This window comes from Mycobacterium sp. NBC_00419 (genome assembly GCF_036023875.1).
GTDB lineage: Bacteria > Actinomycetota > Actinomycetes > Mycobacteriales > Mycobacteriaceae > Mycobacterium.
The window spans coordinates 2,566,611-2,580,721 of the sequence record NZ_CP107931.1; the positions used below are offsets into that span (position 1 = coordinate 2,566,611).

Below are 14,111 nucleotides of genomic sequence, written 5' to 3' on the forward strand. Positions count from 1 at the left end.
CAGCAGCTCAACTGAAGACGATCGCTGCAACTACTGTTCCGATCCACAAAAGCCCCAACAGCTGCAACACCCGGTCGCGCAGTGCGATCTCCTCGGGTTCCCCGGCCAGTCCGCCGTCGACGTCGACGGCGTAGCGAAGAATCGCGATGGTGAACGGCACGATCGACACCGCCCACCAGGACCCGGTGGTGCCGTCCCGTTCGAAGGCGAACAGGCCGTAGCAGAGGACCACCGCGGTCGCCGACAGGGTCCACACGAAGCGCAGGTAGGTGCTGGTGTAGCGCTCCAGCGATTTGCGGATCTTGGCCCCGGTGCGTTCGGCGAGTTGCAGTTCGGCATAACGCTTTCCGGCCGCCATGAACAGCGATCCGAAGGCCATCACCAGCAGGAACCACTGGGACAGCGGAATGCCTGCCGCCACACCACCGGCGATGGCGCGGATCAAGAAACCTGAGGAGACGATGCAGATGTCAAGCACCGCTTGATGTTTGAGGCCGAAGCAGTACGCCAGCTGAATCGCGATATAGACCGCCATCACCAGCGCCAGCTGCGGCTTGAGCCACCAGGCGATGCCCAGCGAGGCGACCCCCAGCACGGTCGCGATGCCGTAGGCCAGCCCGACGGGCAGCACACCGGCGGCGATCGGCCGGAACCTCTTGGTCGGGTGGGCCCGGTCGGCTTCCACGTCGCGGGCGTCGTTCACCAGATAGATCGACGACGCCGCCAGGCAGAACACCACGAAAGCGATCGACACCTTGAACAGCACGTCGCCGTAGTCGTAGTGCACGTCGCGACCCAGCGCTGCCAGCGGAGCTGCCAGCACCAGCAGGTTCTTCACCCACTGTCGGGGGCGGATGGCCTTGACGATGCCAGCGGCCAGATTGCTCGGGGGCCCGGTGACCGGTGCCGCTTCCTCACTCACTTCTGCGTCTCCTTCTGCGGTGAGGCAAAGCGGGCGGCCGTGCGCGCGACCACCGCGCCCACAGCTGCCCCGGCGAGCACATCGGTCGGGTAGTGCACACCGAGCACGAGCCGCGATAGGGCCATCGCGGGCACCACAACCAGCGGAAGCGGTGAGCGAGTGGCCCGGCACAGCAGCATAGCCGCGGCGGTCGACGAGGTGGCATGCGCCGAGGGGAAGCTCAGGGCACTCGGCGTGCCGACATTGACGGCGATAGCCGGGTGATGCGGACGCTTGCGGCGCACCACGAGTTTGATCGCGATCGCCGCGGCATGTGCGGCCACCGCGCCGACACCGACCAGCAGCCAGTCCCGGCGCCGCGTGCATGACACCAGCGCGCCGACCGCGGACAGCGCCACCCAGCCCTGGGCGTGCTCACCGAAGTGCGACATGGCCCGGGCGACGGTGAGCACCGGCGGGGTGGCTAGTCGCGACTGCACCGCCACCAGCGCGGCGACCTCGCCGCTGGGCGGCGGGGCGACCGGCTCGCGGTCAGGCATTGACCGCGGCTTTGTCGAACAGCACCGTCTCCCACTTCTCCTTGCTGGAGAGCACCGGCAGCGCCTGGCGGTATACCTTGCGCATCCGGTTGTACTTGCGGGCCAGCCTGATGTGCTGACGCATCGAGGCACGCAGCAGCGCGAACATCTTGGCCCGGTCGCGCTGGCGGAACACCACGCCCCGGCCGTCCGCGGTGGTGACGGTGACGCCGTCGACCTTGCACAGCAGGAACCAGCGGGCATCCTGAGTGGGGACGTTGAGCTGCGGGCGCTCGTGGTGGTCCGGGTTCTCCTTGCGCAGCTGGTGCAGCACACCCCGGGCCAGCCGGAATCCGATGGCGGGCAACGACACCGGCGGCTTGTGCACTCTGGTTCGGCCACTGGGCTTGGGCAATGAGGTGGCGCCCGCAAGGACGACGGCATCGGGGTACTGGGCACGCATGCTGCGGACCTCCGGCAGAGCCGACTCCAGGATGGAGAAGATGTGCTCGGGGCCGGCCAGGAAGTCGGCGATGGCCTTGTTCTGGATCGCGACCGTCGAATATTCAAGGGAAAGAAGGTGTTTGAACGTCGCCTTCAGCGAGCTCACCAACAGTCCGCGCACCGGGCCGTCCCAGTGCAGGGCCGAGACCACCAGCCGGTTACGCAGGTGGAAGTAGGCCTGCCAGTCGATGGCGTCGTCCTTGTCGCTCCAGGCCATGTGCCAGATCGCGGTGCCGGGCATCGTCACCGTTCCGTAGCCGTGCTCACCGGCACGCAGCCCGTAGTCGGCGTCGTCCCACTTGATGAACAGCGGAAGCGGCTGCCCGAGTTCCTCGGCGACCTGGCGCGGGATCATGCACATCCACCAGCCGTTGTAGTCGACGTCGATGCGGCGGTGCAGGGCAAGGCTGCGCTCGTCGTCGTCACTGAGCGGGTACTTGGCGAAGTCGTGGTCGTACTCGGTGTGGGGCGCATTGGTCCACATGAAGTTGGACCGGTCGACGACCTCGCCCATGACGTGCAGATGCGACGGCTCCTGCAGGTTGAGCATCTGCCCACCGATGAGGGTGGGGGTCTTGGCGAAGCGGTTGAGCGCCAGGGCACGCAGCACCGAGTCGGGCTCGATGCGGATGTCGTCGTCCATGAACAGGATCTGCTCACAGTCGGTGTTCTTCAGCGCCTCGTACATCACGCGGCTGTAGCCGCCGGAGCCACCGAGGTTGGGCTGGTTGTGAATCGTGAGCCGGTCGCCCAAACGCGCTGCGGCGGCAGGGAAGTCAGGATGTGCGCAGGCTTTGTCGGCACCCTGGTCGGTGACGATCACCGCACCGATGACCTCGTCCACCAATGGATCCGACGTCAGGGCCTTGAGGGCATTAACGCAGTCGGCCGGGCGGTTGAAGGTCGGGATACCGACGGTGATGTTGGCCCGCGAGGGAGCGGGCACGGATGCGTACCAAGCGGCCTTGTGCAACGTCACCTTGGTGTCGGTGGTGATGTCGAACCAGATCCAGCCGCCGTCCTCGAACGGGTCCAGGCCGATCTCGAACTCGGCGGCCGTGGGTGTCTCGGCGTCCGGGCTGGTGACCTCGGTGCCACCGACGGTGATGCGGGCCCCGGTGGCCTTGGAGCGGTAGACGTCGACGCGCGCCGATCCGGTGAGCTCGACTCGCAGCACCACCGAGTCCAGCGTCGACCACCGGCGCCAATAGCTGGCCGGGAACGCGTTGAAGTAGGTGGCGAACGAGACCTCGGACTCCGAGCCGATCTCCAGCGTGGTGCGGTTGGGTGCGTGCGCGCGCCGGGAATTGGTCTCGGACTCTTCGATATAGAGCTTGCGGACGTCCAGCGGTTCACCGGGGCGCGGCAGGATCACGCGGGCCAGCAGGCTCACCGCTCTGGTCTCGCCGGTCGCGATGGGCCCGGACGGGATGTCGCTCATTCTGTGCTGCTTTCCGTAAGCGGGGTCCCGTCGCGCAGATGGGGCGCCAGGACGTTGTCGAACATGCTCAGCGCGCTGGCAATGGCCATGTGCATGTCCAGATACTGATAAGTGCCCAGCCTGCCACCAAAGAGTACTTTCGCCGAGGCGGTCTCCTCCTTGGCTCTGGCCCGGTAGGAGGCCAGCAGCGCGCGGTCGGATTCGGTGTTGATCGGGTAGTACGGCTCGTCGTCGTCATCGGCGAAGCGGGAGTACTCCCGCATGATCACGGTTTTGTCGGTGGGGTACTGCCGCTCGGGATGGAAGTGCCGGAACTCGTGGATGCGGGTGTAGGGCACGTCGAGGTCGTTGTAATTCATCACCGGCGTGCCCTGGAAGTCCCCGGTTGGCAGCACCTCGACCTCGAAGTCCAGGGTGCGCCAGCCCAGCCGTCCCTCGGCGTAGTCGAAGTAGCGGTCCAGCGGACCGGTGTAGATCACCGGGGCCTCGGGGGCCGCAGCACGGAGTTCTTCACGGACGTCGAACCAGTCGGTGTCGGTGCGCACCTCGATGCGCTCGTCGGCGGCCATGTTCTCCAGCCACTTCGTGTAGCCGTCGACCGGCAGGCCCTCGTAGGTGTCGTTGAAGTAGCGATTGTCGAAGGTGTAGCGGACCGGCAGCCGGGTGATATTGGCCGCGGGCAGTTCCTTGGGGTCGGTCTGCCACTGCTTGGCGGTGTAGTCCCGCACGAACGCCTCGTAGAGCGGCCGGCCGATCAACGAGATGGCCTTCTCCTCGAGGTTCTGCGCGTCGGCGATGTCGATCTCGGCGGACTGCTCGGCGATCAGGGCCCGCGCCTCGGCCGGGCTGTAGTACCGGCCGAAGAACTGGGCGACCAGGCCCAGGCCCATCGGGAACTGGTAGGCCTGGCCGTTGTGCATGGCGAACACGCGATGCTGGTAGCCGGTGAAGTCGGTGAACTGGCGGACGTAGTCCCACACTCTGGTGTTCGACGTGTGGAACAGGTGAGCGCCGTACTTGTGGATCTCGATGCCGGTCTGCGGCTCGGGTTCGGAATAGGCATTGCCGCCGATATGGCTGCGACGCTCGACGACCAGGACGCGCTTGCCCAGTTGGGTGGCCGCGCGTTCAGCGATCGTCAGGCCGAAGAAGCCCGAGCCGACGACGAAGAGATCAGGGGGGCCGGTGGGCAGGAGCGGAGCGACCCGGGAATCAGGAAAGGTCATCGGCGCCTAGGGTATCCGACCCGGCCTATGTGACCCGCATCTCAAGCCGGGGTGCCATCAGGAGAAGTAGTGGCGTTCCATCTCAATCAAGGTCGCGATTGGCTCACGATTCCGCATCGTCACTCTAGACACACTAGTCACAGCCGTACCATCGAACACGTTGGCTTCGGTCTCGGCGCACGGCCGAATTTCGGGGCTCGCGAAAGAAGTTCAGACATGAACTGATGTCTACATTGAGGAGACTTCCGTGCCTAACCGTCGTCGACGCAAGCTCTCGACAGCCATGAGCGCAGTCGCCGCCTTGGCCGTCGCAAGTCCGTTTGCAGCCGTTGGTGTCATCGAACTGACGTCCAACACCGCGGCACCAGAGCACCATGATTTCGTCCAGGCCGCTGTCGTCACCGACCTGCCTAACGAATTGCTGTCCGCACTCCAGCAGGGTCTGTCGCAGTTCGGGATCAACATCCCTCCGCTGCCGACAGGCTTGAGCCCGGCAGGCGCGCAGCCCGTTCAGGCCGGGCCGGCACTGACCACGCCGGGGCTCACCGCCCCCGGTCTGACCACCCCGAGCCTGACCACCCCTGGTCTGACCACCCCGAGCCTGACCACGCCCGGTCTGACCACTCCTGGCCTGACCACGCCGGGGCTGACCACGCCCAGCCTGACCACGCCGGGGCTGACCACGCCCAGCCTGACCACGCCCAGTCTGACCACGCCGGGTCTGACCACACCCGGTCTGACCACACCTGGTCTGACGACGCCGAGTGCGACGCTTCCGGGCGGCGCGGCGGCCACGACGCCGTCGCTCACCGATCCGGGCCTGACCACGCCGGGTCTGACGACACCCCAGCTGGGGACCCCGTCACTCACCAGCCCGTCGGCCACCGGTATCGGACTGCCCAACGAGCAGCCGATCAGCGCGCCCCTGGGCCCGGTCGCCGGGACCTACCCGATCCTCGGTGATCCCTCGCTGGGGGTGCCGACCGCGCCGACCAGCTCGGGCGGGATCATCAGCGATCTGAGCAGCGCAGCCAACCAGCTTGGTGTTGGGCAGGCCGTTGACCTGCTCAAAGGTGTCCTGATGCCGTCGATCACGCAGGCGATTCAAGGCGCCTCGTCGGCGGCCGCGGCGGCACCTGCAGCAGCGGCTCCGGCCGGATAAGAAGCCTGCATCAGAACGGCACCGCAGGGTGGGGCCGACCGGAAGGTCTGTGCACCCGGAGAGGCCCCTGCGGTGCCGTTGCAGGAACCAATAATCACTTTCTGCACACTGGCCCGTGTCGAAACACTGGCATCAGATATCACATACGTAACATCGCTGTGTGCCGTCTCGACGACCCACACCGACGATCCTGTTCACCGCGCTCGCGGCGACTGTCGTCATCCTGCCGTGGGCAATCAACGGAGTACCCGGATCCGAGCACAAGGACGGACCCAGCGCTGCTGACACGGTGCTCAACCAACAACCCTTGACCGGGCTGGGCGACGGCCAGACGATCCGCGAGATCAGCCAGTCCGCGCCGTTCTCGATGGTGGCACTCACCGGCACCGACCTGACCGGAACCACCGCCGAGGTGCGGGCCAAGCGGCCGGACGGCTCCTGGGGCCCCTGGTACAAGGCCGACACACTGGAATCCAACGCAGACGACGGCCAGTCCGGCGGACCCCGCGGCACCGACCCGGTGTTCGTCGGCACCACCACCGCCGTGCAGATCGCCGTCAACAGGCCCAAGGGCGCTCCCGTCACCACCGCGCCCCCCGAGCACGGCCTGGATGCCGGCAAGGAACTCGGCTACGTGCCGGCCAACGTCGAACAGCCCTTCGCGCAGAACATCTCAGCGGTCCTGATCACACCGCCCAAGGCGCCGGTCGACTCGCAGTGGACACCGCCGACCGCGGCACTGGGACCCGGCCAGCCACCGAATATCATCAGCCGTTCCCAATGGGGCGCTGACGACCACATGCGTTGTGGTGCACCGATATACGGCGGTGGAATACGGGCCGCAGTCGTCCACCACACCGCGGGCAGCAACGACTACGCGCCGGAGGATTCGGCTGCGATCGTACGATCGATCTACGCATATCACACCCGCACACTGGGCTGGTGCGACATTGCCTACAACGCGCTGGTGGACAAGTACGGCCAGGTGTTCGAGGGGCGCGCGGGCGGAATCACCAAGGATGTCCAGGGATCTCACACCGGCGGGTTCAACCGGGACGTGTGGGGCGTGTCGATGATCGGCGACTTCGAGACGGTCCCGCCCGACGACGTCATGATCCGTACCGTGGGCCGGTTGCTCGGCTGGCGGATGGGCCTCGACCGTGTCAACCCCTTGGGCACAGTGCAATTGACGTCGGCCGGTGGCGACTACACGTTCTTCCCCGCCGGTTCGACTCCGACATTGCCGACGATCTTCGCCCACCGCGACGTCGGCAACACCGAATGCCCCGGTAACGCAGGCTATGCCGCACTGCCCGTGATCCGCGACATCGCCGCCCGGTTCAACCGGCCGCCAGACATCGTCGACTCACTGCGCGGTGGGGCGATATTCGACCGCTGGGAAGCCATGGGCGGCAAGGACGGTCCCCTGGGGGCACCCTCGAGCCCGGAAGCCGCCGGCGACGGTGACGCACGGTATGCGACGTTCGAGCACGGTGCGGTCTACTGGTCACCGTCGAGCGGGGCGCAGCCGTTGACCGGCGCGATCTATGAAGCGTGGGCGTCACTGGGTTACGAGCGCGGCGCGCTGGGACTGCCGACCAGCGGCGAGATTCAGGAACCCGAGTGGATCGTGCAGAACTTCCAGCACGGCACACTGAACTTCGACCGGCAGACGCACAACGTGCTGCGGGTGATCGACGGGTTGACCCTGGTCATGCCGCCACCGCCGGTGGATGGTCCGCCGGTTCAGCTGGAACGCTTCACCCGCATCGCCAATCCGATCCTGGAGCCGGCCGGCTAGTCCTGTAACGCGGGGGCACCAGGACCACACCACGCTGGCATGAATTCCCCTTCACTGCCCGCATCAGCCCTGCAGGACCGACAGACCGCTTCGCCGGTCGCCGGGTGGTGGCTGACCTTCGCGGCCGGTTTCGTACCGCTGATCGCAGGACTGATGACCTTGTTGACGTTCTGGATCGCTGCAGCCAGGCCACAATCTCCGGTGTGGACGGGCCTGGGTCACCTGGACTTCACGTACTCAGGACTGTCCTCGGTGAGCGCCGAGGCAGACGGGTGGCTGCGGCTCCTCGGTTCGGTCGGCGGCGTCAACGTCGCCGCTGCTGCGGTGGCGGTCATCGTTGTATCGCGCTTCGCGCTGCGGGCGGGTCAACCATGGGCCTGGTGGTTCCTCGCGTTCTGCCTACTGTGGGTCGGCGTTCATGACGCCGTCATGGCGACCAGATTTTTTCTGGCGACCGGATCACCGGTGATGGTGATGCCCTATACGTATGTGGCGCTGATGGCGGCCGGGCTGTACCGAACCCGCAAGGTAATTCGTCCCGCGCCCACCAGTCGGGCCGGCTAGAGCCACCAGCGTTCGAGCACCCGCGCCAACCCGTCGTCGGTATTGGGTGCGGTGACCTCGTTGGCGGCCGCGATCGCCTCCGGGTGGGCATTGCCCATCGCCACGCCGAGGCCCGCCCAGCGCAGCATCGGCACGTCGTTGGGCATGTCACCGAACGCCACCACGTCCTGCGCGGTGATCTCCAGCGGCCTGGCCACCTCTTCGACCCCGGTGGCCTTACTGGTGCCGATCGGATTGACCTCGATGAGGCCGTTGTTGGTCGAGTAGGTGATATCCCCCTGGATACCAATGTGTTTGAGCAACACCTCGGCCATATCGGAGCTACGCGCCCCGGCCTTGCGGATCAACAGCTTGACCGCCGGGGCGCTCAGCAGGTCCTCGAAGGACACCTCGGTGTTGTCCGGATTGAGCCAGGCATGTTCATAACCGGGCGAACTGACGAACTGCGGGGTAGCCGAGTCGTGCGCACTGCGGCCCACCCGTTCGACCGCCAGCCCCACACCGGGGATCACGCGGGTCGCGATCTCGGCGAGCTCGCCGAGCACGTCGACCGGCAACGTGCGCGCGGAGATGACCCGGTCATGCTCGGGGTCGTAGATCACCGCACCGTTGGCGCACACCGCCATCGGCGCGAACCCCAGGGCTTCCACGATCGGCGGGATCCAACGCGGCGGGCGGCCCGTGGCCAGGACGAAGTGCGCACCCGATGCCACCGCGGCCCGGATGACCTGGCGGGTCCGGTCGGTGACGCGCTCATCGTCGTTGAGCAGGGTGCCGTCCACGTCGGTGGCGATTAGTGCGGGCAACATCAACTGCGCTCCGAGGCCCGACGCGGCAACGATTCGCCGTACCGAACGGTGTAGGGGACCAGCGACATGCGTACCGCTCCGTTCTTGAAGTCCTTCGACTCGAAGGCGTGGCTGATGGTCGCCTCGGTGACCGGGATGGCGCCGGTCCTACCGATCAGATAGTCGACGATGATCTTGGTCCCGGCTGCCCTGACCGCGGTCGAGGCGGCGATCTCCAGAGTGCGGAAGACGGGCTCCATGGCTGCCTATCCCGGCGGTCCTGTCCCGTCGCGCTGCGCCCTGCGGGCCGCCTTCTCGGCGGCCTCGGCGGCCTCCAGCTCGGCCGCCTGCGCCGGCGTCGGCGCACCCCCGCCCAGCTTGTGCGGCACCCAGAACTCACCGGCCGGATAGGGGCCGTAGGCATCCTGGACCTGCTCGAGCAGATGCTGCATGCGCGAGCGCAGCAGCGCGGTCAGCTCGGTGGGCGGCAACGTCGGCTGGATCGGCTCGCCGACGGCGATGGCGATCGGAACCTTGGGCCGCCACATCTTCTTCGGATGGTCCTTGGTCCAGATGCGTTGGGCGCCCCACACGATGTGCGGGATGATCGGCACGTCGGCAGCGATCGCCATCCGTGCGGCACCGGACTTGAACTCCTTGAGTTCGAAGCTGCGGCTAATGGTCGCCTCGGGGTAGACGCCGACCAGTTCGCCGGCCTTCAGCGCGAGACAAGCCGAGTCGAACGAGGCGGCGCCGCTGTCCCGGTCGACGGGGATGTGCCGCAGGCTGCGCATGATCGGCCCGGTGATCTTGTGATCGAACACCTCCTGCTTGGCCATGAAGCGGACCTTGCGGCCGCGGTGCTGCAGGTAGGTGGGCAACCCCGCGAAAGTGAAGTCGAAATAGCTGGTGTGGTTGATCGCGACGACGGCACCGCCGGTGACGGGCAGGTTCTCGACACCGGTCACGGTGAACTTCAGCCCCTGCGTGCGCCAGACCAGGCGGGCTAGCTGGATGACTGTCCCGTACACCGGCTCCACAGCGGCCAGCCTAGACCCAGAGCCTGCGGCGGCTAAGCTCGTATCGGGTGCCACGACCACTGGAGAGGGAATACGTGCAGGTCACATGCATCGGCCACGCCGGCTTTCGGATCGACACCCCGGCGGGAAGCATCCTGTGCGACCCCTGGCTGAACCCGGCGTACTTCGGCTCGTGGTTCGTCTTCCCGGATAACAGCGGCCTGGACTGGACAGCCATCGGCGACTGCGACTACCTCTACGTATCGCACCTGCACAAGGACCATTTCGATCCCAGGCTGCTGGCCGAGCACGTCAACAAGGACGCGGTCGTGCTGCTGCCGGACTTCCCCGTCCCGGACCTCAAGCGCGAGTTCGAGAAGCTCGGCTTTCACCGCTTCTACGAGACCACCGACGGCGTCAAACACCGGATCAGCGGACCCAAGGGCGACCTCGACGTGATGATCGTCGCGCTGCGGGCACCGGCGGACGGGCCGATCGGCGACTCCGGGCTCGTGGTCTCGGACGGCACCACCACGGTGTTCAACATGAACGACTCGCGCCCGCTGGCCGTCGACGTCGTGGCCGAGGAGTTCGGCCACATCGACGTGCACATGCTGCAGTACTCCGGCGCGATCTGGTACCCGATGGTCTACGACATGCCCGAGCGCGCCAAGGCTTCCTTCGGCAGCCAGAAGCGCCAGCGCGGGATGGACCGCTGCCGGCAGTACATCGCCGACACCGACGCAACATGGGTGATTCCGTCAGCCGGCCCGCCGTGCTTCCTGGATCCCGAGCTGCGCGATCTCAACGACGACCACGGCGATCCGGCGAACATCTTCCCCGACGAGATGGTCTTCCTCGACCAGATGCGCCAGCACGGGCACACCGGCGGCCTGTTGATGATCCCCGGATCGGTCGCTGATTTCACTGGCTCCCAACTGAATTCGCTGACCCATCCGCTGCCCACCGACGAGGTCGAGGCGATCTTCACCACCGGGAAGGCCGACTACATCGCCGCCTACGCCGAACGGATGGCGCCGGTGCTGGCCGCCGAGAAGGCTGCTTGGGCACCCGCGGCCGGGGAACCGTTCCTCGAGCCGCTGCGTGCACTGTTCGAGCCGATCATGCTGCAGAGCGACCAGATCTGCGACGGGATCGGCTACCCGGTGGAGCTGCAGATCGGCGCCGAGATCGTGGTTCTCGACTTCCCCAAACGCGCTGTGCGGGAACCTATTGCGGACGAGAAGTTCCGCTACGGCTTCGGGATAGCCCCGGAGTTGGTGCGCACGGTGCTGCGTGACAACGAGCCGGACTGGGTCAACACCATCTTCCTGTCGACGCGATTCAAGGCGTGGCGGGTCGGCGGATACAACGAGTATCTGTACACGTTCTTCAAGTGCCTGACCGACGAACGGATCGCCTACGCCGACGGCTGGTTCGCCGAGACACACGATGACACCACCGATATCACGCTGGACGGCTGGAACATTCAGCGCCGCTGCCCGCACCTGAAGGCGGACCTGTCGAAGTTCGGCGTGGTCGAGGGCTCGACGCTGACCTGCAATCTGCACGGCTGGCAATGGAATCTGGAGAACGGAAAATGCCTGACCACCAAGGGCCACGAGATTCGCTGTTCACGAACATGAGCGCCCCGCCGCAGCAGTTCTACGACGACGGTCTGGTTGCGCTGGACCGCCAGGCCCTGACGTTGCGGCGCTACCACTTTCCGTCGGGAACCTCGAAGATCATCCCGTTGCAGTCGATCCGGGGCTACAAGGCCGAATCGCTGGGGTTACTGACGCAGCGGTTCCGCCTATGGGGCAGTTCGGATTTCCGTCGTTGGCTGCCGCTGGATATGTACCGGCCGATGAAGTCGACGCTGGTGACCCTCGACGTGCCGGGCACCTATCCCGCCCCGGCGTTCACCCCGGTCAGGCCGCGGGAGTTTCTCGCGGTGTTCGACGAAGTGCTGGGTTAGGGCTCCCAGACCAGCTGGCGCAGTTCGGATGCGGCATCGCTCTCGGTGTCGTACACCCGCACGATCGCCTCGTCGCCGGTCTTGAGATAGGTCGTCTCGCCGAGCTTGGTGTACTTGGTGGCGCCGATGCCGATCAGGACGTTCTTCGGCCGCCCACACGCCACCATCAGAGCGCCGACATCCTCCAAAGGCGTGTCGGGCGAACCCTTCTGGTTGGCCAGCCGCTCGACGATCCAGTCCAGCAGCACCTCGCCGTAGTAGGAGTAGCCCAGCAGCGGGCTGTCCACGCCATACTCGTGGTGCACGCCGTCGGCGGTGCGCAGGTGGCACAGCAGCCGCAGTGTCGCGGTGGGTCCGTCCGGAGTCAGGTCGCTGATGTCGAAGAACTCGTGCGCGACACCCTTGGATGCCGGGCCCCAGTTCTTCTTGTAGCTGATCTTCGGCGCGTTGGGCCGGCGGATCGAGCAGTCGTTGAACGCACCAAGTGCGAAGGGCCGCAACGTGACCACGGTGTCGCCTTGCCAGACCACCTCGCACGCCAGACCGACCTCGGGCTCGATCTGCAGGTTCAGCGGGCCGTCCGCCTCCGTGGTCTGCGGCACGATCAGCGCATCGTGGGACAACGGGAACTCGCCGAGGAAGCTGTCGTAACCCGGCGCATACCAGGGGAAGATGCCCTTCGGGGCGGCGCCCACGCTGGTGACGTTCGCGAAATCGACTGCCTCACCGGCCTGTTCGAGGTGACCGGCAAAGTTGCCCGCCACACCGAAGCCGAACCAGCCGCGTAACTCGTCGAGGTCGAGTTCGATCACGGTTGCAGGACCTCCGTCCCCACATAGGGCACCAGGGCGGCGGGCACCCGCACGCTGCCGTCTGGCTGCTGATGGTTTTCCAGGATTGCGACCAGCCACCTGGTGGTGCCCAGGGTGCCGTTGAGCGTCGCGGCGATCTGCGGCTTGCCGTTCTCGTCGCGGTAGCGGGTGGCCAGGCGGCGGGCCTGGAACGTGGTGCAGTTCGACGTCGAGGTCAGCTCGCGGTAGGTCTGCTGGGTGGGGACCCACGCTTCGCAGTCGAATTTGCGCGCCGCCGACGAGCCCAGGTCACCGGCGGCGACGTCGATCACCCGGTAGGGCACATCGATCAGCGCCAGCATCTCCCGCTGCCAGCCCAACAGCCGCTGATGCTCGGCCTCGGCCTCCTCGGGCCGGCAGTAGACGAAGCCCTCGACCTTGTCGAACTGGTGCACCCGGATGATGCCGCGGGTGTCCTTGCCGTAGCTGCCCGCTTCCCGGCGGAAGCACGACGACCAGCCGGCGTAGCGCAACGGGCCGTCGGACAGGTCCAGGATCTCGTCGGCGTGGTAACCGGCCAGCGGCACCTCTGAGGTGCCCACCAGGTACAGGTCGTCGGCCTCGAGCTTGTAGATCTCGTCAGCGTGGGAGCCCAGGAACCCGGTGCCCGCCATCACCTCGGGACGCACCAGGACCGGCGGGATCATCAGCGTGAAGCCGTTGTCGACGGCCACCCGCACCGCCAGCTGCAGCAGGCCCAGCTGCAGCAGGGCACCGCGGCCGGTCAGGAAGTAGAACCGCGAGCCCGACACCTTGGCGCCGCGCTCCATGTCGATGAGCCCGAGGTTCTCGCCGAGTTCGAGGTGGTCCTTCGGGTTCTCGATTACCGGCGGCTCACCGACGACGTCGAGCACGGTGAAGTCGTCTTCACCGCCGGCCGGGACGCCCTCGATGATGACGTTGCCGATCGCCATGTGGGCAGCCGAGAACGCCGATTCCGCCTGAGCCTGGTCGGCCTCGGCCGACTTGACCTCAGCGGCAAGTCCTTTGGCGTGCTCGAGCAGTGCGGGCCGGTCTTCGGGCGAGGCGCTGCCGACCTTCTTGCTGGCGGCCTTCTGCTCGGCCCGCAGGTTGTCGGCGGCGGAGATCGCCGCGCGGCGCGCCGTGTCAGCGTCCAGCAGAGCGTCGACGAGACCAGGATCCTCGCCACGGCTGAGCTGGGACCGCCGCACCGCTTCGGGGTCGTCGCGCAGCAGTTTCAGGTCGATCACGACCTGAACCCTACTTTTGTCCGTCGAGCCGCGCGTCAGCCCCTCCGGGTGACGACGACCCATCGGCACAGCACAACCCCATAACATTACTTCTGTATCACTTGTCACACTGCTCGGCGCGCCTGA

14 protein-coding genes are annotated in these 14,111 nt (G+C 66.5%); 5 read left to right on the forward strand and 9 right to left on the reverse strand.

The features are described from left to right. Positions 1–7 precede the first annotated feature (7 nt). From OG976_RS12225 to glf, 4 genes are read right to left on the reverse strand one after another with little or no spacing between them, the layout of a single operon-like run. Positions 8–922 carry a decaprenyl-phosphate phosphoribosyltransferase gene (locus tag OG976_RS12225; protein WP_328362420.1) on the reverse strand — a complete coding sequence of 305 codons (915 nt, stop codon included), beginning with the start codon at positions 920–922 and terminating at the stop codon, positions 8–10. Next, positions 919–1,461: a phosphatase PAP2 family protein gene (locus OG976_RS12230; protein WP_328362422.1), complete on the reverse strand. Its 543-nt coding sequence runs from the start codon at positions 1,459–1,461 to the stop codon at positions 919–921. The genes OG976_RS12225 and OG976_RS12230 overlap by 4 nt, the downstream gene beginning before the upstream one ends. Next, on the reverse strand, positions 1,454–3,385 hold the full coding sequence (locus tag OG976_RS12235) for a glycosyltransferase (protein ID WP_328362425.1): 1,932 nt from the start codon (positions 3,383–3,385) through the stop codon (positions 1,454–1,456). The genes OG976_RS12230 and OG976_RS12235 overlap by 8 nt, the downstream gene beginning before the upstream one ends. Beyond that, the gene (gene glf, locus OG976_RS12240) at positions 3,382–4,611 is read right to left on the reverse strand and encodes a UDP-galactopyranose mutase (protein WP_328362428.1); all 1,230 of its coding nucleotides are present in this window, start codon (positions 4,609–4,611) and stop codon (positions 3,382–3,384) included. Before glf ends, OG976_RS12235 begins: the two co-directional genes overlap by 4 nt. 247 nt (positions 4,612–4,858) lie before the next feature. Between glf and OG976_RS12245 the strand changes: the two genes are divergently transcribed. From OG976_RS12245 to OG976_RS12255, 3 genes are all read left to right on the forward strand, one after another. Beyond that, positions 4,859–5,773 carry a hypothetical protein gene (locus OG976_RS12245; protein ID WP_328362431.1) on the forward strand — a complete coding sequence of 305 codons (915 nt, stop codon included), beginning with the start codon at positions 4,859–4,861 and terminating at the stop codon, positions 5,771–5,773. Positions 5,774–5,933: 160 nt separating this feature from the next. Continuing rightward, positions 5,934–7,574, forward strand: a complete 1,641-nt coding sequence (locus OG976_RS12250) for an N-acetylmuramoyl-L-alanine amidase (protein ID WP_328362434.1) — start codon at positions 5,934–5,936, stop codon at positions 7,572–7,574. 39 nt (positions 7,575–7,613) lie between these two features. Further along, a complete protein-coding gene (locus OG976_RS12255; RefSeq protein WP_328362437.1) occupies positions 7,614–8,138 on the forward strand; it encodes a hypothetical protein in 525 nt (174 codons plus the stop codon). Here the strand turns inward: OG976_RS12255 and OG976_RS12260 are convergent. From OG976_RS12260 to OG976_RS12270, 3 genes are read right to left on the reverse strand one after another with little or no spacing between them, the layout of a single operon-like run. Then, positions 8,135–8,947, reverse strand: a complete 813-nt coding sequence (locus OG976_RS12260) for an HAD family hydrolase (RefSeq protein WP_328362438.1) — start codon at positions 8,945–8,947, stop codon at positions 8,135–8,137. The genes OG976_RS12255 and OG976_RS12260 overlap by 4 nt on opposite strands. Further along, the gene (locus tag OG976_RS12265; RefSeq protein ID WP_328362440.1) at positions 8,947–9,186 is read right to left on the reverse strand and encodes a hypothetical protein; all 240 of its coding nucleotides are present in this window, start codon (positions 9,184–9,186) and stop codon (positions 8,947–8,949) included. Before OG976_RS12265 ends, OG976_RS12260 begins: the two co-directional genes overlap by 1 nt. Before the next feature lie 6 nt (positions 9,187–9,192). Next, a complete protein-coding gene (locus tag OG976_RS12270; protein ID WP_328362443.1) occupies positions 9,193–9,966 on the reverse strand; it encodes a lysophospholipid acyltransferase family protein in 774 nt (257 codons plus the stop codon). Between the two features lie 74 nt (positions 9,967–10,040). On the opposite strand from OG976_RS12270, the gene OG976_RS12275 reads away from it, so the two are divergent. Both OG976_RS12275 and OG976_RS12280 read left to right on the forward strand, forming a co-directional pair. Continuing rightward, positions 10,041–11,591: an MBL fold metallo-hydrolase gene (locus OG976_RS12275; protein ID WP_328363484.1), complete on the forward strand. Its 1,551-nt coding sequence runs from the start codon at positions 10,041–10,043 to the stop codon at positions 11,589–11,591. Then, the gene (locus OG976_RS12280; protein WP_328362446.1) at positions 11,588–11,923 is read left to right on the forward strand and encodes a hypothetical protein; all 336 of its coding nucleotides are present in this window, start codon (positions 11,588–11,590) and stop codon (positions 11,921–11,923) included. Before OG976_RS12275 ends, OG976_RS12280 begins: the two co-directional genes overlap by 4 nt. Here the strand turns inward: OG976_RS12280 and OG976_RS12285 are convergent. Both OG976_RS12285 and serS read right to left on the reverse strand, forming a co-directional pair. Beyond that, positions 11,920–12,735: a DUF5718 family protein gene (locus tag OG976_RS12285; RefSeq protein ID WP_328362449.1), complete on the reverse strand. Its 816-nt coding sequence runs from the start codon at positions 12,733–12,735 to the stop codon at positions 11,920–11,922. The genes OG976_RS12280 and OG976_RS12285 overlap by 4 nt on opposite strands. Continuing rightward, positions 12,732–13,985 carry a serine--tRNA ligase gene (serS, locus tag OG976_RS12290; protein ID WP_328362450.1) on the reverse strand — a complete coding sequence of 418 codons (1,254 nt, stop codon included), beginning with the start codon at positions 13,983–13,985 and terminating at the stop codon, positions 12,732–12,734. The genes OG976_RS12285 and serS overlap by 4 nt, the downstream gene beginning before the upstream one ends. Positions 13,986–14,111 lie beyond the last annotated feature (126 nt).

What these genes read in the sequence shown, in the direction of transcription:
- OG976_RS12280 (WP_328362446.1), top strand. Translation starts at nt 11,588, where the DNA reads ATGAGCGCCCCGCCGCAGCAGTTCTACGACGACGGTCTGGTTGCGCTG.
- OG976_RS12260 (WP_328362438.1), bottom strand. Translation starts at nt 8,947, where the DNA reads ATGTTGCCCGCACTAATCGCCACCGACGTGGACGGCACCCTGCTCAAC.
- OG976_RS12235 (WP_328362425.1), bottom strand. Translation starts at nt 3,385, where the DNA reads ATGAGCGACATCCCGTCCGGGCCCATCGCGACCGGCGAGACCAGAGCG.
- OG976_RS12265 (WP_328362440.1), bottom strand. Translation starts at nt 9,186, where the DNA reads ATGGAGCCCGTCTTCCGCACTCTGGAGATCGCCGCCTCGACCGCGGTC.
- OG976_RS12255 (WP_328362437.1), top strand. Translation starts at nt 7,614, where the DNA reads ATGAATTCCCCTTCACTGCCCGCATCAGCCCTGCAGGACCGACAGACC.
- glf (WP_328362428.1), bottom strand. Translation starts at nt 4,611, where the DNA reads ATGACCTTTCCTGATTCCCGGGTCGCTCCGCTCCTGCCCACCGGCCCC.
- OG976_RS12230 (WP_328362422.1), bottom strand. Translation starts at nt 1,461, where the DNA reads ATGCCTGACCGCGAGCCGGTCGCCCCGCCGCCCAGCGGCGAGGTCGCC.